The following is a 23,760-nucleotide window of genomic DNA, read 5'->3' as shown; positions in this document are numbered from 1 at the left end:
GCGGGGCGGCGGGCGCCGCCCCCGCGGCCCCCACTCGCTCAGGCGATGCTCATCTCGGTGGGCATCGCCTTGTTTTTGGGCTTCATCTTCCTGGGCAGCTGGCAGGTCCAGCGCCGTGCCTGGAAGCTGGACTTGATAGAGCGCGTGGACCAGCGCGTGCACGCCGCGCCCGCGGCCCTGCCCCCGCCCGCCGAATGGCCGCAGATCACGGCCGCCGACCACGAGTACCGCGCCGTGCAGGCCAGCGGCCACTGGCTGGCCGGCAAGACCGTGCTGACCCAGGCCGTGACCGAATTGGGCGCCGGCTTCTGGGTGCTGACGCCGCTGCAGATGGACGACGGCAACCAGGTGCTGGTGAACCGGGGCTTCATTCCCACAGCGCAGCGCGCGCGCTGGCAGGATCAGCCCGCACAGGCGCCCCAGGACCCGGTGACGGTGGCTGGCCTGCTGCGCGTCAGCGAGCCGCGCGGCGGCTTCCTGCGCGAGAACGATCCCGCGCAGCAGCGCTGGTTCTCGCGCGATGTGGCGGCCATTGCACAGGCCCAGGGCCTGGACCATGCAGCCCCCTACTTCATCGACGCAGGCCTGCCGGGCCAGCCCGTGGCAGACGGCACCTGGCCGCGCCCGGGCATGACCGTGATCCGCTTCCCCAACAGCCACCTGGTCTATGCGCTGACCTGGTACGGGCTGGCGCTGATGGTGGTCGGCGCGGCCTGGCTGGTCAGGCGCAATGACCGGCAGGCAAGCAGCAAGCCGTAAAGCCGTAGAGCCGCAAAGCCGTCGCTCCAGGCAACAAGGCCACCGATGACATCGGTGGCCTTTTTTACGCCAGTCCTCTACAAGACCCTGCCGCGCCACGGCTGCCTGCGGTAGCGCACAATCGCCCGCGTGAATTCGCCTTCAGAGTCCCTGTTCCGCGTCGAGCGCACCACCGAACGCCAGAACATGCAGCTGCTGATACAGCTGCGCTGGTTTGCCGTGGTCGGGCAGGTGATCACCATCTCCCTGGTGCACTACGGCTTCGGCATCACCCTGCCGCTGCCGGCCATGGCTCTGGTGCTGATGGCCAGCGTCTTCACCAATCTTGGCTACATCTACTGGTACCGCAGCCACCGCCGCCAGATCTCGGCGCGCAACCTGTTCCTGGCCCTGCTGGCCGACGTGCTCGCGCTGGCCATACAGCTGTATTTGAGCGGCGGCGCCAGCAATCCCTTCATCTATCTGTTCCTGCTGCAGGGCATTCTGGGCGCCGTGCTGCTGCGGCCCGTGCACGCCTGGATCATCGTTGCCAGCACCTCGCTGTGCACCCTGGTGCTGGCCATCGTGCACTGGCCCCTGCCCATTGGCGCGGCGGGACCGGACGGGCTGCCCGGCCTGTATGTGAGCGGCATTCTGATCAGCTTCGGGCTGACCACGGTGCTGCTGGTCGTCTTCCTGCGCCGCATCGTCTCCAACCTGCGCCGGCGTGACGCACGGCTGGCCAACATGCGCCAGCGTGCCAGCGAAGAGGAGCACATCGTGCGCATGGGCCTGCTGGCCACGGGCGCGGCGCACGAGCTGGGCACGCCGCTGTCCACCATGTCCGTCATCCTGGGCGACTGGCAGCGCATGCCCGCCATCACGCAAGACCCCGACCTGCTGGCCGACCTGCAGGAAATGCAGCAGCAGCTGCTGCGCTGCAAGTCCATCGTCTCCAGCGTGCTCATGTCGGCCGGCGAGACCCGCGCCGATGCGCCACAGGCCACCACGCTGCGCGCCTTCATGGACGGCGTGGTCGCGCACTGGCAGTCACGCCACGCCGTGGAGCATTTCGACTATGTCCAGGCCGACGAGGACTTCCCCATTCTTTCCGATACCGCGTTGCAGCAAATGGTTTGCAATGTGCTCGACAATGCGGCCGAAGCCTCCCCCCGCCATGTGGCGCTGCACCTGGCCGTGCGCACCGGCATGCTGTGCATCACCGTGCGCGACAAGGGACCGGGCTTTGCACCCGCCGTGCTGGAACAGCTGGGCCAGCGCCATATCTCCACCAAGACGGAGCGCCCGGGCCGGGGGCTGGGCCTGTTCCTGGTGCTCAACGTGGCGCGCTCGCTGGGCGGACGCGTTCAGGTGAGGAACACCCCGCCGCGGGGCAGTGAGGTGGAGATCCGCCTGCCCCTGTCATCGATTGCCATTGAACCCGGCGCCTGAAGCGGCGCCCACAGGAACCCGAATCGCCCATGGACAGCTCCCGCCTCCTGCTGCTGGTTGAAGACGATGCGACCTTTGCGCGCACGCTGACGCGCTCGTTCGAGCGGCGCGGCTACCGCGTGCTGCAGGCCGCCAGCGCCGAGGAAGTGCGCGAGCTGCTGCAGACGCACTCGCCGCAGTACGCCGTCATGGACCTCAAGCTGGCGGGCAACGCGTCGGGCCTGAGCTGCGTGCAGATGCTGCACCAGCACAGCCCCGAGGCGCTGATCGTCGTGCTCACAGGCTATGCCAGCATTGCCACGGCCGTGGAGGCGGTCAAGCTAGGCGCATGCCACTATCTGGCCAAGCCCTCCAACACCGACGATATCGAGGCCGCCTTCGGCCGCCTCGAAGGCCGCACCGACGTGGAACTGTCGCGCAACCCCACCTCCATCAAGACGCTGGAGTGGGAACACATCCACGAAACCCTGGCCGAGAGCGATTTCAACATCTCCGAAGCCGCCCGCCGCCTGGGCATGCACCGGCGCACGCTGGCGCGCAAGCTGGAAAAGCGGCAGATCAAGTAAGGCGGCAGGCACCAAGACAAACCGGGCCTCAAGGGCCCGGTTTTTCGTTGCGCGGCCATGGCCCTCAGGCCATCAACCCATCAGCCCAGCCAGAGGTAGTGATCGACCAGCAGCGCCAGGAACAGCACGCTCAGGTGGATCAGCGAGAAGCGGAATGTCTTGCGCGACAGCTGGTCCGAGTAATTGCGCCACAGTGCAAAGGCATAGGCACAGAAGCCCACGCTCAGCACCACGGCCACCACCAGGTACAGCCAGGAACTCATGCCGTACATGAAGGGCAGCATGCAGGCCGCAAACAGAATCACCGTGTACAGCAGGATCTGCAGCCGCGTGTACTCGCTGCCATGCGTCACGGGCAGCATGGGCAGGCCGGACTGGCGGTAGTCTTCCACGCGATACAGCGCCAGCGCCCAGAAATGGGGCGGCGTCCACAGGAAGATGATGAGGAACAGGATCAGCGCCTCGGGACCGACCTGGCCCGTCATCGCGGCCCAGCCCAGCACGGGCGGCATGGCACCGGAGGCGCCGCCGATCACGATGTTCTGCGGCGTGGCAGGCTTGAGGATCACCGTGTAGATCACGGCATAGCCCACGAAGGTGGCCAGCGTCAGCCACATGGTCAGCGGGTTGGTGCACAGCAGCAGCACCAGCGCGCCCAGCGTGCACAGGATGGCCGAGAAGGCCAGCGCCTGCTGGCTGCTCAGCTCGCCGCGCGCAGTGGGCCGCCAGGAGGTGCGCTTCATGCGCGCATCGATATGGCGCTCCACCAGGCAGTTGAAGGCGGCCGCCGCGCCCGCCACCAGCCAGATGCCCAGGCAGGCCAGCGCCATGTGCAGCCACTGGTCGGCGTTGGGCCAGCCGGGCACGGCCAGCACCATGCCGATCAGTGCGCAGAACACGATCAGCTGCACCACACGCGGCTTGGTCAGGGCATAGAACTGTGTCCAGCGCGAGGGCTCGACACTCAGGGAAGCTTGTTTACTCATGCAATCTCTCCACGGGCAACCGGCAGACCGTCCCGCAGTGCGCCCGGGCGGCTGGCCGCCAGGCACCAAACAATCACGGTCACCAGCGCAGCTGCGCCGCCCGTATGCAGCACCGCGGCCACCAGCGGCCAATCGAGCACCACGTTCGACAGGCCTGTCAGCACCTGCAGCACCAAAAACGCACCCAGCACGCGGCGCTGCGACGCCAGTGCGGGCACTTCACCCAAACGCCACCACAGCCCGGCCAGCGCAGCCACCACCACATAGGCCGCCAGGCGGTGCAGATAGTGGATGGCCGTGAGGCCCGCAAAGCTGATGTTGCTGCCGTCCTGCAGCAGGCCCAGCGGACGCCAGATCTGCAGCGCCTGCGAAAAATCCATGGCCGGCCACCAGCTGCCCTGGCAGGTCGGGAAACTGCTGCAGGCCAGCACCGCATAGTTGGTGCTGACCCAGCCGCCCAGCGCCACCTGCAGCACCAGCAGCGCAAGGCCCAGCCACAGCCCCGCGCGCAGCGCGGGCGAAATCACGGTCGCCCTTTGCTGGCGCGCAGCACGGCTCAACCCCACGGCGGGCACGCACAGCAAGGCCAGCAGCCCCGTGCCGCCCAGCAGGTGCAGGGTCACGATGGCCGGAAAAAGCTTCATGGTCACGGTCCAGGCGCCAAAGGCGCCCTGCAGGCAGACCCAGAACAGCGCCAGCGTGGGCCACCACGGACTCAGGGCACCGCCTGTGCCCTCCGCCCCTGTACGCTCGGCCCCTGCGCCACCCGCCCTGCCCAGGCGCCGCGCGCGCCGCCAGGCCATGATGGTCATGGCGATGATGAGCACGCCCACGGTGGTTGCCAGATAGCGGTGGACCATCTCTATCCATGCCTTGCCATGCGTCACCGGCCCGGTGGGCATAGCGGCCTGCGCCTCGGCAATCTGCGCGCGGGCGCCCATGGGGCTGGCGCTGCCATAGCAGCCCGGCCAGTCGGGGCAGCCCAGGCCGGAATCGGTCAGGCGGGTGAAGGCGCCGAACAGCACCAGATCGAAGGTCAGGAACAGCGTGAGCACCGACAGCGCCTGCAGCCGCTTGAGCGAGCCGCCGCTGCGATTGCGCAGCCACACCCAGGCCAGGGGGCCCAGCGCCAGCAACAGGCCCAGCAGCATCAGCTCCAGAACGGGGGCCAGATCGTACAGCGCCTGTTCGCTCACGCCCACCCTCCGCAGCGCGGCGTGCACCACACGGCATGGCCCACAGGCAAGCCGAAAGGCAATGCCGCAGGCGCATCCGGTTGGCGACAGCAGATCTTCATAAATGAGAGCAATTTGACGAGAAGGCTCAGCCCCATGCGCGAGATTGGATCGCAGGCCGGGCCTACAGAGAATCAGGACATGCACCCAGATACAGGCAGTGGGACGGCGCCCCATGCACAAGGCCCGCCAAGCGGGCCCGGTCGCTGCAACTTTCAGAGCAGCATGTCTTTGATATGAAACAATTCTACTTGGCTGCGAACCACTCAATCGCCCACGCATGCAGTGCCCCTAGATCGCAGCCAGCTTCTTTTGGCCGGTGCGATGCGGCTTGGGCCTGGCGCACACAAATTTCCACAGGACCCTGCCCAAGGCGTCGGCAGCCCAGCTTTACACGACTGCTCAGATTCGCTCAGATTCAGACACCTCGCGTTCCTTAGATTGGTGGTTTCACTTGGGAACCGGCAACTGCCGGGTGAGGCCATGATTGCAGGAGGCTCGTGGACTGTGCTTGATGGGCACGGAAACGAAATCGGGCGTGTCGAAGGCGATGAATTCGTCCGGTGCGGGACCAGGCCCATCTACCGCATCGATGGACCGGCGCTGTACTCCATGGACGGTTCGGCCAGACTGATGGGCTTTATCGAAGGGACCGAGGTCAGAACGCGGCAAGGCCGGATCTTCCTCAAATTTCTCGCACCTTGAGCGGCACTGCTCAGATTTGCTCATCTTCGGCCAGTCGAAGCCGGGGAGACTCCACGTCCAAGAAAACCTCCAGGCAATGGACCTCTTTTTCGTGCGCGTGCTCTCCAACAACGATTTCAATGCCTTCTGGGACGGCATCGCCCAGGACAAGCCCCTGAAGACGCCCGACAAGGGACGCACCGCGTCCTTCACTGTCATCCGCCGCAGCGACAGCGGCCTGGAAGTCAGAACGCACAAGGGCAACACGGTGCGCATAAGGCGGGAAGCTTTCGGCGCCGTGCTGCGCCATCTGGCCCAGGAGCATCACGGCGCCGAGCAGCCCTGCATCGTGGCCTCCAGCCAGCACCGGCCCGGCTTTCTGGGCTTTGCGGCCAAACAGGCCAACGACAACGCAGCCGTGGTGATCACCTACATCCTGCCCATACTGCAGGACGCAGGACTTGTGGAAATCGACGGCAACCGGCCCAACAGGACCTGGCTGCTTTGAACAACTGCACAGCCTTCGGCCTTTTGCGCCGGTCGATGACAATCTATGTCAATTCATTCATAGCCAATCACTAAGGCGCACAGATAATTGCCGGCATTCGTGTGAATTGTGAGAAGGGTCCGGGCCACGCTCGGCGCCCTTCGATGCTGGAGGATTGGCAGATGAGCGCCCCGGAAATGGAGGCCATACAGGAGCGGCTGAAGAAGCTGCGGGCCGACGAGGCGCTGGTCGCCGAGCAGCTGGACCGGCTGCAGGCCCAAAAGGCTGCGCTGCAGCACAGGCTGGCCATGATCCAGGGCGCCGTGCAGGTGCTTGAAGAGATGCGTCAGGAGCTGGGGCCATGAACCGTGGCAAGCCCGTCTCACCACCCGCATCGCCCCCCGCCTCACCCTGCGCATCGCCCACCTCCACCTTGCCCACAGCCGAAGACTGGCTGGCAAGAATTGCGGCCCTGGATGCCACGCAGCCCTCTCCCGCCCCGCCCCGTTTGCGCAACCCCCGCAAGGCAAAGCGCTGCAGGGCGGTCACCATCGTGGCAATGGCCGTGCTGCTGGGGCTGCTGGCCATCGCCCTGGCCGTGGCGGTGCAGTTGATGTGGGTCAAGTAGCTGTCACACGGCAGCAGCGGAAAGAGCCTTCAAGCGTGAAGCCAACCGAGCCGGGGCTGCTGTATACCCTCACATCCTGGCGAAGTCCCCATATTGTTTGCATGCTCACTTACGCCTAGCATGTGTCCACACTCAACGCAGTGGAGGTGCCATGGCCGATCCCGAAGAACCACTGGAAGTACGCTCAGAACGCTGGCAGTCGCTGAAGGGGCTGGACATCGCCTCCGTGGATCTGGGTCCCATCTGCGTGGTGCTCATGCTGACGCTGATCTGCATGGCCGTGATGATGCTGCTGGCCAAATCCGGCGCCGAGCAAGCACGGCAGGCCCAGCCATCGTCCCAGGCCAAGGGCCCGGCTCCCCGACCGAAGCCGGCGCAGCCCGTGACCGAACCCGCCCAGCAACAGACCTGGACACCGGCCTTGCGCACCTGAGGGCGACCTGAAGGCGGCAAGGCCAGGCCGCAGCACCTTCAGAGTTTCACCGAACGTGTCGCAATGAAGGTCGGCACGAACTTCTCGATCACAAAACGGGCATGGGGCTGCCAGTCTTCATGAAAGCCCGTCAGCACCAACCCCGCATCCAGCTGGCCGCCGATCTGATCGGCCAGCGTATGGCCGAACACCAGCGCCTCATTGCGCTCCCGCTTGGCATCAAGCGCTGCGGGCGGCAAATCCACCACATCGGAATACGGAAGGCGCCGCGCAGGCCGCATGAGCCCTTGCTCGCGCAACGCGGGATCGCGGTCCTCCACGAAGACCACCGGATTCCAGAAGCTGGACAGAAGGCGCCCACCCTTCGCGAGCACCCGCGCGCATTCACGCCATACGGGCCGCACATCAGGCACGTAGAGGTTGGAGATGGGGTGAAAGATCACATCGAAGCCGGCATCTGCAAAAACGCCCAGATCGCGCATATCGCCCTGCACGCAGGTCAGCGCAAGGCCTTCGCGCTGCGCAACATGGCGGTCCTGTGCAAGCTGCCCGGCGGAGGCATCGAACACGGTGACCTGCGCACCCGCCGCCGCAAGAATGGGTCCCTGCTGCCCGCCTCCACTGGCAAGGCAGAGGATGCGCAGGCCGCGCACATCACCCAGCCAGCCCGCTGGCAAGGGGCCGGGCGTGAGCCGCGCCTGCCAGCTTCCGACACGGGCCCGGGCTATTTCAGCGCTGTCGACCGGGCGAGACCAGTCGCAGTCTTTCGCTGCCTGCAGGTTCCAGGCAGCGGTGTTGTGGGCAAGGATGTCGATGGGTTCTGTCATGGGCACTCTTTCATAAAGAGGCCGCACGGCGACGCGAGGTTGCGTTCAGAAAACGCGGAGCAGTCAACGGGCATGCAGGTGGTGACGCGGGCGTCCGCCGTGGGCCGGAAATGGGCTTCGGGGGATCGGTCGGACTAGGGTCCGAAGGCGTCACAGGTTCATGTCAGGCTCGCAGCGGTCGCAGGAATGGAAGAGGCAAATTCTAAGACTGCGCAAATTGCACTGTCAAACCACTGCGGCGCGTTCCCCACACGGTCATGCGGAAGTCACAACCGTGAGACGGCTTGGCTGTAAGTTGAACACGCACCCTCGATGGCGCTGGCTTCTGCTGCGCCATGGCGCGCCCGCTGACGACCGGCCTTTCCCAACCCGGCGCCCAATGGATACCGAGGAGCAACACTTTGAAGGAGAGCTATGCGTAGTCCCAAGAAAGGCCGAGAGCCGATCCGGCTCATGGACCTGGCCCCCGCCGTCTTCTGCATCCAGTGCGAACAGGAAAAACCCGCCACAGGAGCCCGCCAATTCCACGCGTGGCATGTGTGCAGCGACTGCTCGCAGAAGTTGGCCCAACTCCCCCCGGCGCAAGCACCCACGGCGCACCACGCGCACTGAGGCAAGCGATTCCCCAAAACGAAAGCCCGCCAGATGGCGGGCTTTCTCATGCCCTTGCGGACATGAACGGGGCGCGGGAGCGGTACGTCGATGCGCGCCTACCAGGGCACAAACATGATCACCAGTGCCACAGCCACGATAGCGGCAACGATGTACATGGTTCGCTTGGTGGCGAACCGGTTGCGGGACGACGAGGTGGGCACTTGGCCCGGGGTGTTGGGAGTAGGTTTTTTCATGGCCTCAAGCATGGTCGCCGCCCGGGACCAGCCCTGTCGGACAAGCACAGCTAAGGCAATCAGCGCAGAGCATGACAAGGGCGTCGGCCTTGGCGCAAGGTGACGCTTGTGAACTGCCGTGGGCCCACTGAGCGCAAGTGGCCAGAAAAGACAAAGCCCGCGAGTGCGGGCTGTTGGTCAGATTTCGAAGGCAGTGCGGTCCACTGCATCCTTGATCCACGCAGGAGGCTTGCCCCGGCCGGTCCACGTTGCGCCAGTGGACGGATCACGGTACTTGGGCACGCCTGCACCGACGGGCGACTTGCGCTTGCCCGTGCTGAACACATCTTCCTGGGTCAATTGGAATTGCTGGACGAGCTCGCGAACCTTGGCGATGGCCCCGCCTTTTTCGGCTTTCAGGACTTCGGCAATGCGTGCTTCGATCTCTGCCTTTTGCTGCAGGAGCGTCTTGTAATCAGGTGTCATGGACTTTTCTTGGGTTGTATGCTAGCGAGTCAGCATTCTATGCACAAAATGCCGCGCTGACATACCTTTGCATCGCAAACCGAAGGTTGCGGACGCAACAACACTCCCAACCTCCAGAGGTATAGAGTGGCGCAATGAACAAAGCACTGGAACTCTCAGGAATCGCGCTGGTGGCCCTGGTGGCCCTGGTGGCACTGGCACTCAGCGCATGCGCCCAACAGAAGCTGGCACCCTCCGTGGGCATGGCCAATCCCGCATCGGTCTATTGCGGTGAAATCGGCGGACAAGTTCGGATGGAGAAGACGCCCCAGGGCCAGGAAGGCATCTGCGTGCTGCCGAACGGGACGGAAATGGAAGAGTGGACGCTGTACCGCAAGGACCATCCGGCCAAGTAGTGGGATAGTGCTCTGCACGAAACACAAGCAAGCCGTTAACACCCCGCCGTCACTGCGCAAATGCACAGCCATATGCTCAGCTCACGGCCGCGCAGGCAGCGATACCCCCCAGCGAGCCTTTTTCTTGCGCGGGCTCCGATCACGAGGCAATGAACAGCCCGGCCTTGCCCTCGAAGATCTTGGCCAATGCGTCCTTCACCTGCTGCAGTTCCACCTCGGTGGCCATCAGGGTCACAACGTACTGGCGTGTTCCGTCCAAATCCCGCGCGACCTCCGGCGGTAAATCAGCGCGCAGCACTTGGCCATCCAGGGTGACTTCAAGGTCTCGCACCCTTGTTACCAACTGGTCCAGTACCATCAGCTCGATCTCATCCTGATCGGGAAAACGGGTGAGCGAGAACACATGGTTCGCCGTGCGGTCCACGCAATAAACAAGCGCCATCTCGTAATGCTCGTCATACGGTGAGGCCGATACCTCCGCGTTCAGCAGCCTGGGGCTCTGACCCAGATCGGTCGGCAAGATCGTTGGCACAGATTCGTCGGCTAATCCCGAGATCCGTGATTCGGCCTTTTCCCCGCCCGAATGGCCGCTGTCCCATAAGGAAGAGTCACGCCAAGTAGAAGCCAAGAACCAGGGTGCGCCGCCTGTGTCCAGCAGCACAGCCATGAGAGCGAGCACGCTGGTGACCAAGCCGCCAAAGCCAAACACGCAGGCCAGCAGGACCAACAGCGATCCGATCCCTGGGGCACCTGAGACGTGCGAGAACTTGGTGAGGCCTCGAACCCTACAGAGCCATAAGGGGCGCAGAAACGCCAACGCGAAGTTGAACGCGCCCACAGCCAGAGCCGCGCCAGCAAGCCATAGAGCTTCGGTCTGCGGATCGTCCAGGGCCTGTGCCAGCGACGCCGACGCAAGCCACAGTGGCAGCAGGCCCAGCAACAGGCCAAGGCCGCGGCGGAGCCAGTTCTTCTTTTGTCGCATGCTCCCTCAAGGTGCTGATCAGCAGCGCATCGTACGACACGCACGGATTGGCGACATGTGCACGTCTTGTGAGCTTGGGAAGCAACCAATCTCAATCCGTCACCTCCTGCACAAGCAGGTACAAACTTGGCTGAAGCTGCTTTACACACTGCGAATCGAATAGCACTGAAATCTCCCCCAGCTACGCGCTGTCTTTGACGGCCTGCGCGAGCAAGTCAGGGATGCTGCCCGCCGATTTGCCGGCGCTCTCCCCTCCGCAGTCCTTGAGTACGCCACGCCGTCAACGCTGTACACGACGACTGCTGCGCAGCATATGGTAGCCAAAGCTGCAGGGCAAGCAGTTGATGTCCAGACCCTCGGCGCCGGCAGGCCCGTGATCCCGAGCCTGCCGGCTGTAAATTAATCAACGAACCATTGCATGGGTTGATTGGTAGACTGGCGGTTAAGAACCGAACCGCCATTGTGAGCTATGTTGGTCTCGACAAACTGTCCAAGGGTGTTGACTGCGTAGTGAACAGAGTTCGGCGGAGTAACCACATTTGCAAATGTCGGACCAGGAAGAATATCTATTCCGAGCCCCGTTTCGCTGAGGCAAACAACACCTTGAGATGCATCTGGTCGTATGGATACATGAGTGCAGTTAAATGCCCAAGTGAGGGTGTTTTTGTGGTTCACGGCGACTTTAACACTAGAGCCGTTGCTCACCGCCGTTCGCAGTGTCTGCAGTGATCCCCCTGTTGGATTCCCGCTTGCATCATGCGAGTACACTAAATTCCAAGCATAAGATGCTCCTGCGAAAAATGTAATTGCAGCGGCAGAAATAATTTGTTTGATCAGCATAAAAAATCCTCCTTGAATGGAAGGTCCATTCTATTGTGTTGATTAATCTTGTTTCATTGAATAAGACGGTGAATACCGGTCACTTCTCATTGATCGCATTCAATTCTTGAGACCTCAATCCTCCGAGCACATCTCCATGGCCCAGTCCAGCGCTGCCTCGGCCGAGTCGTGCAGCCTTTCGAACGCCCCGACGCCGCGCGCATCGTCCCAGTGGGTGACGTCCCAGTGTTGTGCGGCCGGGAGGTGTGGGCGGCGGTAGTCCATGACGGTTCAGTCGTTCCTCACAGGATTGGTCGCCTGAATCACAAACGCCAAAAAGCCCTATCGATTGCCATCACTGCGCCGAGGGGGGATGTCGTTTCAGGTGGGGGAAACAGCTGGCGGACGTGCCATATTCGCGGTACGCGTGCGAACAAAAGTAGCTTTGCGTGCTGTTTAAATATTCAGTATTGCGAAGCGGAAATATTTTTCAAATACGTACGAATTCTGGATTCTTATATCAATTTGGGAAGCTCAGGTCCTGCCATTGAATGACGCTAGCTTTGGCCAAGTAATTGTTGAAGCACGAATTTAATTGCCAAATGCATTGACAACGCTGAGTATTTATCAGCGCACCTGTCGCAAAGCTTCAACCTGGCACCAGCGACTCTTGCAACCTAGGTGCAGGTTCTGGCGTAAGTTGCTTTTACTCCCTACGCCTTCGGCAATAAAACCTACGCCATGCTGGTGCGGCAGCAGGTGCGGACACGGGCGTCACCAGGGCGGCCTGTACCAGGGGCGACACAGGCTGGGCCATGGGCGGTGGCGTGGTGCCCGGGGTGTCGGCATTCGCGGCACTGGCCAGTGCGGCACCAACAGCCACCACGGCGCATAGGGTGCTGCTACCTGCGCGGCTTGGCCCACGCCGGACATTGCGGGCTGGGCCGCACCGAAGGCTCGCGCGACCAGGCCAGTGCCACGCAGGGCTGCTCCCGGAATGTTGACTACGCTGGGCAGCGCTGCCAAGTTGCGGCCGAGGTCGTTGTTCAGAATGTTGCCTTGCGAGCCATCGGCTGCCGGGGCCTGCCGCTGACCACCGGTTGGGATCTGGCCCACCAGAGCATCACGTCGGCGGGCTTCTTCGAGGAAAGGATTGGTGGCCATGAGCGCTCCTTGGTTGCTTCATGGCAGTGTGCGGATATGCTCTCGGCGCGTCGAACCCCAGTGGGGGCATCAATATCAATGGGAGCGTTTTGGATGACACCGACAGTTCTGCCTTTGTGGCTCGAAGTTATCAAGGCAGTAGCGCCACTGCTTGCGGCATTGCTCGCGGCAGGCGTAGGCGCGTGGGTGGCTCATAAGTTCGGACGCATCCAAGAGAGCATTGCCAAGCAGCAAGCAGCAAGCAGCAACCGCAGCTGCGGCAGCAACGACAGCACGCAACAAACTTAGGTTGGACTTATTTGATCGGCGCTGGGCTATCTATCAAACCGCCAAGGGCGTCATCGACACGATGGCCCACCAAGACGATGATCCAGATAGCGCAGCACTCAAATACCTGTCAAATATCCGTGCTGCGCGCTGGCTCTTTGACGATGATGTAAATAAATATCTAAGAATTGAACTCTGGGATCTTCTTCATGAATTCCGCATTGTTCGCAGTGAAATTGTTGATGCCCACGACCAAGCAACTAAAAAGCAAGCACTTCAGAAGCAACACGAGTTAATTTCGAAACTCTACAAACAAGATGAAAGAATCAACAAGGTATTCGAGCCGTATTTGAAGCTCGAATCATAAGGCGCAATTTCTTTTACTTACGCTTATGTCGAGTTGACTACCTCATGAAAAAGCTGACCGTGAAGCCCAACTGCAGCAACTGTGGCGGCAGCGCCCCACTGTCCAACGCACTGCTGCGGATGTACTGGCCTCCTACATCTGGGTGCAGCAGAACCGGGCATACCTCTTCTACGGAATGAAGGTTGACCCGTACCAGGTGCCCAAGTCGGTTCTATGCGGACAGATTGCTGGAGAGCCTTGAGCGCGGCCCTGCAGATCTCGTCCGGCGTCAGCACCAGCAGCAAAGTGTCCGTGTCGGCGTGATCCGGCGTTGAGCCCCAATCCAATGCCGGGTGGCCCTCATCCCGGATGTCCTGCTGTAGAAGGATTCCGCCTGCCTGGCACAAGACCCAGCCACCGGGAAATTTGTCAAATACATTGGCGATTCCTGCCGCTTCAAGCTCGCCAATCCGGCGGAGCTGGCCGCATTAGGTCACCGCGCCCATCCCGGAAGAGCGTATTGACAGCGCGACCTGAACCTCCTAAGCGCGGAGCAGGCGCGAACACGGCCGCCGTCAAGCCACGGCCCAACTGCATCACACAGCAGACCTGCAACTTCTTTACACGACGTAAAGCTTTCCTTCAGAAAAGGTCTGCATACTGGCCAGCAACGGATTCCGCCGAGCCTGGGAGCTTTCTCCTCCCTCCCTCTCAAATCCCTTCCCCAGGCACGCCACCACGGCATCGGCATTTTTCTTCCAGGGCCCGCAGCTTCGCCGCTTGCGGGCCCTTTTCGTTGCCGGATCGCAGCGCCCGCACCCCAGCAATTCATCCATCCTGATGACGGACGAACGCTGGCCGGACGTGGCGCGCTGATAGAAGCAACGCGACACGCTTGCCCTTCAACGGCCGCAGCTCCAAGCGGACACCGTGTCGAAAGAACTCATACATACGGGACATGCTCGACCTACACGAGCACCCTGACTTGGCTCGCACAGGGAAGTCTCACAAGCAGTTGAAATAGCGTCAGTCCCGAGACCCGCAATGCCCCGCTGATGGAGATAAGCATGAGTCAAGTCGTACCGAGTGAGTCTTTCAATCCAGACCCTGATGCCCGCTACCACCGGAGTCTCCTGGATGCCTTTCCGGTAAGGGGCAGCTACCAGCTCATTCAGTTGCGCAGCACCAGATCTCGCAGCCCCTTCCGACGTTTTGCGAAGGCTTGCATTCGGGCGGTTCGCTCACTTGTTCAATGACTTGAAGGAGATTGTGATGCGACATATTTTCCTCACATTTTTCTGGTCCGTCGTGACCCTCATCTCGCTGTACATCTCCACGCTGGCAGGGCCGATGTTCCCCGTCACGAGCTGAAATGCGGTTAACAGCCGGGCCTATGGTTGACTCATGGTTCTCCTCCTGGAATTCATAGGCATGCCCTGAAAAGGGCACCGGACTTTTTCTTCCTCGTACCTGCACGTTGCAGGCATTCACAAGCTCGCAGCACCGCTGGCGGGCTTCTTTTTTGCGGGGTCCGCTTGCGGCTTTGGCCCGCTTTGTAGAGATGCAAGGCGGGCATACATCGGGTGCGCACAGCGAAGTGCCAGCGGCGCCAAGGTTCAGGCGACCAAGCGGAGGTTTATGCCGGTGCGGCATGAAGGACAGGATGTTGAAGATGCGGACCGCTCCGCATTGGGTCAAATGCCGGCATCGCGTAAGATGCTGATCCACCAGTAGAAGCGGGCGTCGTTCAATGGCAGGACCTGAGCTTCCCAAGCTCATGATGAGGGTTCGATTCCCTTCGCCCGCTCCAGATTTCCTGGAGCAAAGTCCATCAGTCCCGGATACACATCCGCCACTGATATCCCCACGGACCGCCTTCCGCGCGGGCCCGATCTCTCCCGCCTCCGACCTCTCCCCCGCTTTTCTCCGCGACATTTTTTCGCTCCTCCGCGACGGATCCGTGCTGCCCGCGCGTTGAACGCAATAAGGCCGCCTGATGTGGCCGATGCAGGAGTCTTTCATGTCCTCATTGCGTTTGACTGTTCGCCGCGCTGTCCGTCCGCTTGCGCTGGCGCTTGCCGCCGGCAGCCTGGCCGCACTGCCCGGCTGCGTGGTAGCGCCTGTTGCGCCCGTGGCGCCTGGGCCCTATGTGGTGCCGCCGGGCGTCGCCTATGTGGCGCCTGCCTATCCGATGCCCAGCGTCGGCTTCGTATGGCAATACCACCCGCGCTACGGCTGGGGCTGGCACCATCCGGTCTACGGCTGGCATCGCGGCTGGCGTTGAGCCGCGCGACGCTGGCTGACCCCGCCACTACACCGATGCCCTTTGGCTGAAATCGATGACCCGGATGCCGACCTGCTGGCGAGACTGGCCCGCGGTGAGCCGCAGGCCGCCCGCGAACTGGTGGAGCGCAAGCTGCCACGCATGCTGGGTCTGGCCCAGCGCCTGCTGGGCAACCGGGCCGAGGCTGAAGAGGTGGCGCAGTAAGGCCTGGTGCGCGCCTGGCAGCAGGTGGGCCACTGGCGGCCGGGCCAGGCCCGCTTCGACACCTGGCTGCATGAGGTGGTGCTCAACCTGTGCCGCGACCGGCTCCGCCGGCGCGCGGTGCGGCGCGAAGAAGCGCTGGACGAGCACGCCGAAGCCGCCGCCTTCGCCGACCCCGGGCCCACACCGGAGCAGCAGCTGGACCACGCGCAGCACAGCGCCCGAGTCGCCGCAGCCCTGGATGCACTGCCGACGCGCCAGCGCGAGGCGCTGGTGCTGCACTACTACCAGGCGCTGCCCCAGGCCGAGGCGGCAGCACTCATGGGCGTCTCCGTGGATGCCCTGGAAAGCCTGCTGGCCCGTGCGCGGCGCAGCTTGCGCGCCCGCCTGCAGGACGCAAGCACGAGTGCAATCGCTGCACCCGCACCGGCACCCGCAGACCCTGGAGGATCACCGCCATGACGCCAGATCGCTTTGAACAATTGGCCAACGCCTGGGGCGCCGACCTGCGGCGCTGGCCGGCACAGGAGCAGGCGGCGGCACGCGCGCTGATGGAACAGCCGGCCTTTGCGCCTGCGGCCCGGGCCTTGCTCGCCCGTGCGAATGAAATCGACACTCTGCTGGGCAGCCATGCCGTCGCGCCCCCCAGCGCAGCGCTGGCAAGCGCGGTGCTGGCCGGTTTGCAAGCTCGCCCAGGCATGGCGACTGCGCCAGGCCAACCATCGCCGCATGCATGGCCGCAGCCCCGTCGTACCGCGCCCGCACGGCCGGTGCGCGCCAGCGGCCGCAAGCCCTGGCATGGCTGGTGGTCCGGCGCCAGCATCGCCGGTGCGGGCCTGGCCGGTGTGGCCGCAGGCGCCCTGGCCGTGGCCTTGCTGATAGGCACGGCCTTGCCCACAGCCCGGCCGGCACAGTCCGAAGGCGGCTGGTGGCCGGGCACCGCCTTCGACATGGGCGGCGCCTTGGTGGAAGGAAGCGAGGAATGACGATGAACGAATCCCCCATCGGCGATGCCCCCCGCACGACGCACCTGCGCCGCTGGCTGTGGGCCTCTGCCCTGCTGAATCTGTTTCTGGTGGGCGGCATTGCCGGTGGCACCTGGCGCTGGTGGGCACACCAGGCCGAGGCCAGGTCGGTAGCCGCATCCACGCAGACAGGAACGCCCACCGGAGCACAGGCAGGCAGCCCCCCGGCCACTGCGCGCGGACTGCGCTTTGCCGCAGACGGCCTGCCGCCCGAGCGGCGCCAGGCTTTCCGCACAGGACTGCGTGAAGTGCGGCGCGAGGCTGCTGCGCTGACCCAAGGCAGCCGCGAAGGCCGCGCCGAGGTGGTTCGACTGCTGGCTTCGCCGCAGTTCGATCGCGCTGCCGTCGAGGCTGCATTGGCACGCACCCGGGCCGCCGACACGGCGGTGCGCGAGCGCGTGGAGGCGCACGTGGTCGACTTCGCGGCCCAGCTCACGCCGGCCGAGCGACAGACACTGGTGCAGGGGCTGGCAGCGCAGCAAGGCCCCTTCCATGTGCCCGCATCCCCGGCCAGGCGCTGAGGAGCACAGGACACGCCTGCCACGCCCGCCACGCCCGCGATTTTTCGAGGTGAAGCCATGAATTCTGCCGCCATCGCCCTGAACCGCTTCGGCCTGGGTGCCCGCCCTGACGAGGCACTGCCCGCCGACCCGCAGCGCTGGCTGTTGGACCAGTTCGCGCGCTACCAGCCACAGCCCCCTGCCTGGGCCGGTCACACGGACACGGACGCGCTGCTGTCCGACTACCAGTCCCGGCAGCGCGAGCTGCGCAGCCTGCCTGAAGACCAGCGCGCCGCCGCCCGCCAGCAGTTGCGCCGTGGCGCACGCAACGGCTATCTGGACGCAGTGAACGCGCGCCTGGCCAGCGCCATCGACACACCCGCGCCGTTTGTGGAACGCCTGGTGCATTTCTGGTCGAACCACTTCGCGGTCTCGGTGGAAAAGCCCGTGGTGCTCGACCTGGCCGGCGCCTACGAGGCCGAGGCCATACGCCCGCACGTGCTGGGCCGCTTCGAGGACCTGCTGCTTGCCGCCGTGCGCCACCCGGCCATGCTGGTCTATCTGGACCAGGCACAGTCGGTGGGACCCGCCAGCCCCGCTGCACAGCGCGCCGCCCGGCGCAACCCGGACAAGACACGCGGCTTGAACGAAAACCTGGCGCGGGAAATCATGGAGCTGCACACCCTGGGCGTGCGCAGCGGCTACACCCAGCAGGACGTGACCGAGTTCGCCCGCGCGCTCACCGGCTGGAGCCTTGGCAATGACGCAGGCAGCCCGGCCGCCAGCGCCGGCTTCCAGTACCGCCCGGCGTTGCACGAGCCCGGACCGCGCCGCCTGCTGGGCCGCAGCTATGCCGCAGGCGGGCAGGAGCAGGCGCTGGCCATCCTGCGCGACCTGGCGGCCTCCCCCGCTACCGCGCTCCATGTCGCGACCAAGCTGGCACGACACTTCGTCGCCGACGATCCGCCGCCCGCGCTGGTGCAGCGCCTTGCGGCCGCCTACCAGCGCAGCGGCGGGGACCTGCCAGCCGTCTACCGCACGCTGATCGATTCGCCAGAACCCTGGGCCGCGCCAGCCACGAAGTTCAAGACACCCTGGGAATGGGCCGTCTCCTCAATGCGCGCACTGGGCCGGCGCGAGTTGAAGGGTGCTCAGGCTGCCGGCCTGCTCAACCAGCTCGGACAGCCGGTGTGGCGGCCCGGCTCGCCGGCCGGCTACGACGACATCGCCGCCAGCTGGGCTGCGCCCGATGCGCTGGTGCGCCGTGTCGAGCTGGCGCAGCGGCTCGCAGCCCAGGCCGGCAACAGCGTCGATGCGCGCGCGCTGGCACCCCGATTGTTGCCCGGCGATGCACTGGGTGCGGGCACGGCCGAGGCCATTGCCCGATCCGAAAGCGGCAGCGGCGCACTCGCGCTGCTGCTGGTCTCGCCCGACTTCCTGCGCAGGTGAACACCATGACCACGATCCATACGACCGCCACGAACATCGCGACCAGCACGATGGCCAGGCGCAATCGCCGACATTTCCTGGGCCTGCTGGCCGCAGGCACCGGGCTGGCACTGGCCGCGCCCCACCTGGCGCTGGCGCGTGCAGCCACCGAGCGCCGCTTCGTGTTCATCATCCAGCGCGGCGCGGCCGACGGGCTGGAGACCCTGATTCCCTATGCCGACCCCGGCTACGCCCGGCTGCGCGGCGCCATCGCCGTGGACACGGCTGCAGCCACGCGGCTGGACGGCATGTTCGCGCTGCATCCCTCATTGGCCGAGACCGGCAGGCTCTACGCCCAGGGCCAGGCGCTGTTCGTGCACGCGGTCGCATCGCCCTACAGCGACCGATCTCATTTCGACGGCCAGAACGTGCTGGAAACCGGAGGCAGCGCGCCCTACCAGGTCAAGGACGGCTGGCTCAACCGCCTGGTCGCCCAGTTGCCGCACCGGCAAGAGGCCATTGCCTTCGCGCCCACCGTGCCCATGGCGCTGCGCGGGCCGGCGGAAGTGGCCTCCTACGCGCCTTCCTCCCTGCCCCAGGCCAGTGATGACCTGCTGCTGCGCGTGGCCAGGCTCTACGAGGGAGATGCGCAGCTGCATGCTCTCTGGACTTCCGCCATGGACACGCGCGGCGTGGCCATGGACGGTGGCAACAACCGGCCGCGCCTGGATGGCGCCAGCCTGGGCAAGCTGGCAGCCGGCTTTCTTGCCCGCCAGGACGGGCCGCGCATCGCCATGATCGAAACCGGCGGCTGGGACACGCACAGTGCACAAAACAATCGGCTGGCAGCCCAGCTCAAGAACCTCGATGCACTGATTGCGGCGCTGCATGACGGCCTCGGCGATGCCTGGTCGCAGACCGTGGTGCTGGTGGCCACCGAGTTCAGCCGCACGGCCGCGGCCAACGGCACCGGTGGCACCGACCACGGAACAGGCGCCGTCGCCATGCTGATGGGCGGCGCGGTCCAGGGCGGCCGCGTGCTGGCCGACTGGCCTGGCCTGCAGCCTGCCCAGCTATTGGAGAACCGGGACCTGAAACCGACCACCAGCGTCGATGCGCTGATTGCCTCGGCAGCCGGCGAATGCTTCGGCATCGACCCGCAGCGGCTGGCGCGCAACCTGTTCCCCCAAGGCCATGCCCTGGCAGGCGGGGCCCCGGCGCGGTCGCTGCCGCCATTGCTGAGAGCCTGAACGCGGGCCGCACGCCAACATGAAAAGGGCCGGCGCCCAAGGCGGCCGGCCCTTGTGTCATGTGCGCAAGATCTGGCGAGATCTGACCGGTGGCAGCTCAGTGCCTGCTCAGTGGCCGATCTCACGGCTGACCTGGTTCTCCTGCTGGTTCAGCACATGCTGCTCGCTGCGCGTGATATGACCGCCGTTCTGGCTGGCCATGAGGCGTTCTTCCTGGCGGATCTTGTGGTCCTGCTGGTGCAGCGCAGCCGCCTGGCCATGGCTGATCTCGCCCTTGCGCACTTCGTTGTGGATGCGGCGGTCCTGGTTGGCCAGGCGGCCGTTGACCTCGGCACGGCGCGGATGGACCTGGTCCCAGGTGGCGGCGGATGCGGCGCTGCCGAGGCCTGCCAACGAAGCAGTGGCAATGACGAGCATGAAGGCTTTGCGCAGGGACATGGTGTTTCTCCTTGAAAGGATGTGGATGGACGTGGCTTGCAGAAAGCCGATGTCGGCTTGCCACATCACTTCAACGCACGGCCAAGGCCAATCCGTCGCGGATCAAGCAAGTCCATCGTCCGTCCGGGGCCGTGCACGCTACATTGGCAAGCACCGTATCCGTCCAACCTCACCAGGCAGCATGCAGTACACCCTCTCTTGCGAGAACACCACCGAAGACATCCAGCTGAGCGCCGTGCGCGTGCGGGGCATGAGCGTCTGCGATGGCATCGCACGGATGCACATGGATCTCGAAGCCAGAGGCTCGCCCGATGCCCTGGACGTGACGCACCACTTCTTCAATTACTTCTGGCTCAACGACCTGGACCTGCCGTATCTCGCCGCGCTTCTGGATCTGCGCAATCCTCAGGTGCGCGCCGTCAGCCTGCGTGAGGACGGCTGGGCGCAGATGGAGCCGGACCAGCGCCAGGTGCGCATCTGCAGTACCTACGGCGATTCACCCTGTGCGCTGATCGCCTGGGAAGAGTTCAGCGCGGCCATGCAGCTCAAGCACCGCTTTCTTTGCCTGATGCGGCGGTATGAGGGACATGGCATCCCTCGCTACAGCGTGCCGGAAGGCTTCAGGGTCCGGCTTCACGCGCCCGGACTTGAGGGGGCCCGCGCACAGGCTCGGTGATCGATGCGGGCCATGCTCGCTGGCATTGCTCAGCTACGGCGCCTCATCCTCCGCGCCCTCCGGCCCTACCCACCAGGCCCAGCTTTCTTCCCCGTCGGGCACGGGCAGTTCGCGGGTCTGCACTGCGTCGATACGGCGCCCGGCGCCACCGGCTTGCCATGCGTTGAGCACGGCATCGACGGCGGCGCGGTCCACTGCGGCGATGCCCAGGTTGCGATCGGCCTGCCAGGACGGTTCGCCCTCGCGTGGCGAAGCTTCTTCGGCATGCTGGTGGGGCGTGCCGTAGCTGCAGCGCATGCAGTAGTGGCGGATGCTGGCCGTCCAGTCCTCGGCATAACCGATGCCCGGGGCTTCGGTACCCAGCAATTCCTGCAAGTCCTGCGCATTGGCGCAGGTGATGAAGACCACGAAGGTCTGGAATGCCGAGGGCTCCAGCCGCTGCAGCTCGTTGAAGACCGGCACTTCGCGCTGGCCGTTGAACCGTTGGCCGGTGGAGGCGCCGTCGTGCAGCACGATGTCGCCGAAACGATGGCCGCTTTCGGGCAGCGGCACGTTGAGCAACTGGGCGCGCACGGGGTCGATGCGGCGCATGAACACGGTCTCGCCGCCCTGCCAGGGGTGCAGGCGCACCACGGCCACGCCGTAGTCACCCTCGATGGGGCCCTGCTCGCCAGGCACCTGGATGCCGCAGGCCTTCCACAGCCTGCGCGCCGTGGTCCAGTCGGACAGCGCCGTGGCCGCGATGGCGCCATTCCAGAGGCTGGCTTCATCGTCTTCGCCCGCCAGTGCAATCGCGCGCAGGTTGTGGTCCAGCGATGGCTGCCAATCCCGCTGGTACTTGCGCGCAAGCCCCAGCATGTAGTGGTAGTGGCGGTTGTCCGGCATGTGGGCTGCCAGCGCCTCGAAGGCCTGGGCGGCCTCGGCCAGCGCGCCGCGTTCCATGTCGGCATAGGCCTGGTCGTGCTGGGCTTCGAATTCGTCGGGTGTGGATGAGGTCACGGTGCTGCGATGGGGCAATGCTGGACAGCGCCAGGCGGCTATCGCACGCCGGGCGACGAGCTGCCCATGTCGACTTTCAGGTCCGGGAAGGAACTGACCATCTGGACCTTGAAGTCGGGGAAGGAGGTGACGATCTTCCACTCCCCGCAACTGTCTGCAAAGGAGTCCACCACCTTGACCTTGAGGTCCGGGAAAGAGCTGGTGGCCTGGACCTTGATGTCGGGAAAGGAGTGCACGATCTGGACCTTGCCGTAGAGGCGGATGCCTTTGTAGGTGCAGTTTTTCTTGTCGAAGTCTGCGGCGTGAACGAAGGCCGGCAGTGCGAGACAGGCAAGGACAAGGCTGAAACGCGGCAGAAGTGGCATATGCGACAAGGGAGTGGGTCTTGAGAAACAAGCCAGGCCATGGCTTGCGGCCGCCCGCATACTAGCAGGCCGACCCACCCCTGCGAATGACGTCCCGCACATGCCGTCCATCCGTCCTCTGCGCTCCCTGCTGGTGCTGTTTCTGGCGATCTCGGTCGAGGCGCTGGCGCAAGCGCCAGCTCCCGAACCTGTCACCGCGGCTGCGTCTGCCACTGCATCCGCCGATGCTTCCGTTTGCAGGCACCGGGCCGACACCGCCTGCCTGCAATCCTTCAACCTGCCGGGCGACGCGGGGCGCATGCGCTACTACGCATCGCAGGCGCCGGGGGCCAGCAACGGCGCCATGCCCCGGTCCGCGCTGGTGGTGATGCACGGGCATCCGCGCGATGCCAACCGCAGCTTCGAGGCCGGCCTGCGGGCCGCCGAAGGCGCGCAGCGGCTGCAGGACACCCTGGTCATCGCCCCGCTGTACCAGGTGCCCGAGGACCAGGCTGCGCATTGCCACAGCCGTGGCGTGCCCGCAGCCGGGAACGCAGACGCGGTATGGACCTGCGCGGGCTGGCTGGCCGGCGAGCCCTCGCTGGGGCCGCATCCGATAGGTTCCTTCGCCGCGCTGGATGCGCTGGTGGCCGAGCTCGTGCAGCGCTGGCCCGGCCTGCGCAGCGTGACCCTGGCGGGGTTTTCGGCAGGGGCGCAGATGCTGCAGCACAGCGTGGCCTTTGCGGCCGATGCGCCGGGTTCCGTGACCTTGCGCTACGTGATCGCCGACCCGGGCACCTGGCTGTATTTCGATCCCGTGCGGCCACAGCCGAAGATGGCCGGGCAGAGCACCGACTGGGCAGCCTGCGGCACAGGCGCGGCGTTTCCGGGGGCGTGCAGCTATGTCTTCCATGCGCCGCCCGCCGCCAGCTCCTGCCCGGGCCATGACCGCTGGAAGTACGGCCTGCAGGACCTGCCCGGCCACCTGGGGCGCGATGCGGCTGCCGCGCGGGCCCGCTATGCGGCCGCGCAGATCGACTACCTGGAAGGCGCCCTGGACAGCAGCGCGGACAAGGGCGCGTTCTATCCCATCCTCGACAAGTCCTGCGCCGCCATGCTGCAAGGCCCGTTCCGGCTGCAGCGAGGCCACGCCTTCGCGGCCTACGAGCGCGAGCTGCTGGCGCCGAAGCGGCCACGCCGCTTCGTCGTGGTGCCGGACTGCGCCCATGATGTGGCTTGCGTGCTGCCGTCCCTGGCCGCGCGGCCCCTGCTGTTTCCACCAGCGCCCTGACC

Annotated in this window: 26 protein-coding genes, 1 tRNA gene and 1 pseudogene; 18 read left to right on the top strand and 10 right to left on the bottom strand. The window is 64.9% G+C overall.

Annotated elements, in window-relative coordinates; all coding sequences use genetic code 11:
• The first annotated feature begins 45 nt into the window (after positions 1–45).
• The 3 genes from IAE24_RS13990 (at position 46) to IAE24_RS13980 (ending at position 2,756) form a co-directional block, all read left to right on the top strand.
• Entirely contained in the window at positions 46–759 is a 714-nt protein-coding gene (locus tag IAE24_RS13990; protein WP_199960376.1) for an SURF1 family protein, read from the top strand.
• A gap of 129 nt (positions 760–888) precedes the next feature.
• The gene (locus IAE24_RS13985) at positions 889–2,190 is read left to right on the top strand and encodes an ATP-binding protein (RefSeq protein ID WP_013802157.1); all 1,302 of its coding nucleotides are present in this window, start codon (positions 889–891) and stop codon (positions 2,188–2,190) included.
• 29 nt (positions 2,191–2,219) lie between these two features.
• A complete protein-coding gene (locus IAE24_RS13980; protein ID WP_013802156.1) occupies positions 2,220–2,756 on the top strand; it encodes a response regulator transcription factor in 537 nt (178 codons plus the stop codon).
• An 80-nt stretch (positions 2,757–2,836) separates the two neighbouring features.
• Here IAE24_RS13980 and cyoE read toward each other — a convergent pair whose 3' ends face one another.
• Together cyoE and IAE24_RS13970 are read right to left on the bottom strand one after the other, a co-directional pair.
• On the bottom strand, positions 2,837–3,742 hold the full coding sequence (gene cyoE, locus IAE24_RS13975) for a heme o synthase (RefSeq protein WP_099733458.1): 906 nt from the start codon (positions 3,740–3,742) through the stop codon (positions 2,837–2,839).
• Positions 3,739–4,938, bottom strand: coding sequence for a COX15/CtaA family protein (locus tag IAE24_RS13970; RefSeq protein ID WP_180319408.1), 1,200 nt, complete (start codon positions 4,936–4,938; stop codon positions 3,739–3,741). Before IAE24_RS13970 ends, cyoE begins: the two co-directional genes overlap by 4 nt.
• Positions 4,939–5,758: 820 nt before the next feature.
• On the opposite strand from IAE24_RS13970, the gene IAE24_RS13965 reads away from it, so the two are divergent.
• From IAE24_RS13965 to IAE24_RS13950, 4 genes are all read left to right on the top strand, one after another.
• Positions 5,759–6,169 carry a hypothetical protein gene (locus IAE24_RS13965; RefSeq protein WP_180319407.1) on the top strand — a complete coding sequence of 137 codons (411 nt, stop codon included), beginning with the start codon at positions 5,759–5,761 and terminating at the stop codon, positions 6,167–6,169.
• 161 nt (positions 6,170–6,330) lie between these two features.
• Positions 6,331–6,513, top strand: coding sequence for a hypothetical protein (locus IAE24_RS13960; RefSeq protein WP_225613976.1), 183 nt, complete (start codon positions 6,331–6,333; stop codon positions 6,511–6,513).
• Positions 6,510–6,776: a hypothetical protein gene (locus IAE24_RS13955; protein ID WP_199960377.1), complete on the top strand. Its 267-nt coding sequence runs from the start codon at positions 6,510–6,512 to the stop codon at positions 6,774–6,776. Before IAE24_RS13960 ends, IAE24_RS13955 begins: the two co-directional genes overlap by 4 nt.
• 151 nt (positions 6,777–6,927) lie before the next feature.
• A complete protein-coding gene (locus tag IAE24_RS13950) occupies positions 6,928–7,209 on the top strand; it encodes a hypothetical protein (protein WP_012205894.1) in 282 nt (93 codons plus the stop codon).
• A gap of 38 nt (positions 7,210–7,247) precedes the next feature.
• Here the strand turns inward: IAE24_RS13950 and IAE24_RS13945 are convergent, their stop codons facing one another.
• Both IAE24_RS13945 and IAE24_RS13940 read right to left on the bottom strand, forming a co-directional pair.
• Complete coding sequence (locus tag IAE24_RS13945) at positions 7,248–8,036, bottom strand: class I SAM-dependent methyltransferase (RefSeq protein WP_199960378.1); 789 nt, start codon at positions 8,034–8,036, stop codon at positions 7,248–7,250.
• A gap of 1,025 nt (positions 8,037–9,061) precedes the next feature.
• Positions 9,062–9,349 (bottom strand): H-NS histone family protein, encoded by a 288-nt coding sequence (locus IAE24_RS13940; protein WP_012205896.1) that lies wholly within the window; start codon positions 9,347–9,349, stop codon positions 9,062–9,064.
• Positions 9,350–9,483: 134 nt separating this feature from the next.
• On the opposite strand from IAE24_RS13940, the gene IAE24_RS13935 reads away from it, so the two are divergent.
• Complete coding sequence (locus tag IAE24_RS13935; RefSeq protein ID WP_096916478.1) at positions 9,484–9,744, top strand: putative hemolysin; 261 nt, start codon at positions 9,484–9,486, stop codon at positions 9,742–9,744.
• 139 nt (positions 9,745–9,883) lie between these two features.
• On the opposite strand, the gene IAE24_RS30275 is transcribed toward IAE24_RS13935, so the two are convergent.
• The 3 genes from IAE24_RS30275 to IAE24_RS13920 all read right to left on the bottom strand — a co-directional run bounded on the left by IAE24_RS30275 (position 9,884) and on the right by IAE24_RS13920 (position 11,830).
• Entirely contained in the window at positions 9,884–10,726 is an 843-nt protein-coding gene (locus tag IAE24_RS30275) for a hypothetical protein (protein ID WP_233626170.1), read from the bottom strand.
• Between the two features lie 399 nt (positions 10,727–11,125).
• Complete coding sequence (locus IAE24_RS13925) at positions 11,126–11,566, bottom strand: hypothetical protein (protein ID WP_199960379.1); 441 nt, start codon at positions 11,564–11,566, stop codon at positions 11,126–11,128.
• A 114-nt stretch (positions 11,567–11,680) separates the two neighbouring features.
• The gene (locus IAE24_RS13920) at positions 11,681–11,830 is read right to left on the bottom strand and encodes a hypothetical protein (protein ID WP_199960380.1); all 150 of its coding nucleotides are present in this window, start codon (positions 11,828–11,830) and stop codon (positions 11,681–11,683) included.
• A gap of 1,099 nt (positions 11,831–12,929) precedes the next feature.
• Between IAE24_RS13920 and IAE24_RS13915 the strand changes: the two genes are divergently transcribed.
• The 8 genes and pseudogenes from IAE24_RS13915 to IAE24_RS13880 all read left to right on the top strand — a co-directional run bounded on the left by IAE24_RS13915 (position 12,930) and on the right by IAE24_RS13880 (position 20,010).
• On the top strand, positions 12,930–13,343 hold the full coding sequence (locus IAE24_RS13915; protein ID WP_199960381.1) for a hypothetical protein: 414 nt from the start codon (positions 12,930–12,932) through the stop codon (positions 13,341–13,343).
• Between the two features lie 1,715 nt (positions 13,344–15,058).
• Positions 15,059–15,132, top strand: a tRNA-Gly gene (locus IAE24_RS13910).
• A gap of 210 nt (positions 15,133–15,342) precedes the next feature.
• Positions 15,343–15,606 carry a hypothetical protein gene (locus tag IAE24_RS13905; protein ID WP_199960382.1) on the top strand — a complete coding sequence of 88 codons (264 nt, stop codon included), beginning with the start codon at positions 15,343–15,345 and terminating at the stop codon, positions 15,604–15,606.
• A gap of 42 nt (positions 15,607–15,648) precedes the next feature.
• Positions 15,649–16,269: pseudogene (locus IAE24_RS13900) on the top strand (RNA polymerase sigma factor).
• Positions 16,266–16,793, top strand: a complete 528-nt coding sequence (locus IAE24_RS13895) for a hypothetical protein (protein WP_199960383.1) — start codon at positions 16,266–16,268, stop codon at positions 16,791–16,793. The pseudogene IAE24_RS13900 and the gene IAE24_RS13895 overlap by 4 nt, the downstream one beginning before the upstream one ends.
• Positions 16,790–17,353 (top strand): periplasmic heavy metal sensor, encoded by a 564-nt coding sequence (locus IAE24_RS13890; protein ID WP_199960384.1) that lies wholly within the window; start codon positions 16,790–16,792, stop codon positions 17,351–17,353. Before IAE24_RS13895 ends, IAE24_RS13890 begins: the two co-directional genes overlap by 4 nt.
• A gap of 57 nt (positions 17,354–17,410) precedes the next feature.
• Positions 17,411–18,781 (top strand): DUF1800 domain-containing protein, encoded by a 1,371-nt coding sequence (locus IAE24_RS13885; protein ID WP_199960385.1) that lies wholly within the window; start codon positions 17,411–17,413, stop codon positions 18,779–18,781.
• 5 nt (positions 18,782–18,786) lie between these two features.
• Positions 18,787–20,010 carry a DUF1501 domain-containing protein gene (locus IAE24_RS13880; protein WP_199960386.1) on the top strand — a complete coding sequence of 408 codons (1,224 nt, stop codon included), beginning with the start codon at positions 18,787–18,789 and terminating at the stop codon, positions 20,008–20,010.
• 108 nt (positions 20,011–20,118) lie between these two features.
• Here the strand turns inward: IAE24_RS13880 and IAE24_RS13875 are convergent, their stop codons facing one another.
• Positions 20,119–20,448, bottom strand: coding sequence for a hypothetical protein (locus IAE24_RS13875; protein ID WP_199960387.1), 330 nt, complete (start codon positions 20,446–20,448; stop codon positions 20,119–20,121).
• A 181-nt stretch (positions 20,449–20,629) separates the two neighbouring features.
• On the opposite strand from IAE24_RS13875, the gene IAE24_RS13870 reads away from it, so the two are divergent.
• Positions 20,630–21,124 carry a hypothetical protein gene (locus IAE24_RS13870; RefSeq protein WP_199960388.1) on the top strand — a complete coding sequence of 165 codons (495 nt, stop codon included), beginning with the start codon at positions 20,630–20,632 and terminating at the stop codon, positions 21,122–21,124.
• Positions 21,125–21,157: 33 nt separating this feature from the next.
• Here the strand turns inward: IAE24_RS13870 and IAE24_RS13865 are convergent, their stop codons facing one another.
• Positions 21,158–22,123, bottom strand: coding sequence for a hypothetical protein (locus IAE24_RS13865; protein ID WP_199960389.1), 966 nt, complete (start codon positions 22,121–22,123; stop codon positions 21,158–21,160).
• A gap of 38 nt (positions 22,124–22,161) precedes the next feature.
• Positions 22,162–22,488, bottom strand: coding sequence for a hypothetical protein (locus tag IAE24_RS13860; protein ID WP_225971107.1), 327 nt, complete (start codon positions 22,486–22,488; stop codon positions 22,162–22,164).
• A 100-nt stretch (positions 22,489–22,588) separates the two neighbouring features.
• Between IAE24_RS13860 and IAE24_RS13855 the strand changes: the two genes are divergently transcribed.
• Complete coding sequence (locus IAE24_RS13855; RefSeq protein WP_199960390.1) at positions 22,589–23,758, top strand: hypothetical protein; 1,170 nt, start codon at positions 22,589–22,591, stop codon at positions 23,756–23,758.
• Positions 23,759–23,760 lie beyond the last annotated feature (2 nt).

It is taken from the genome of Delftia sp. S65, from assembly GCF_016516495.1.
GTDB classification, from domain to species: domain Bacteria; phylum Pseudomonadota; class Gammaproteobacteria; order Burkholderiales; family Burkholderiaceae_C; genus Comamonas; species Comamonas acidovorans.
Note: the sequence above shows the minus strand (reverse complement) of the source record. Positions and strands in the feature narration are given on the sequence as shown.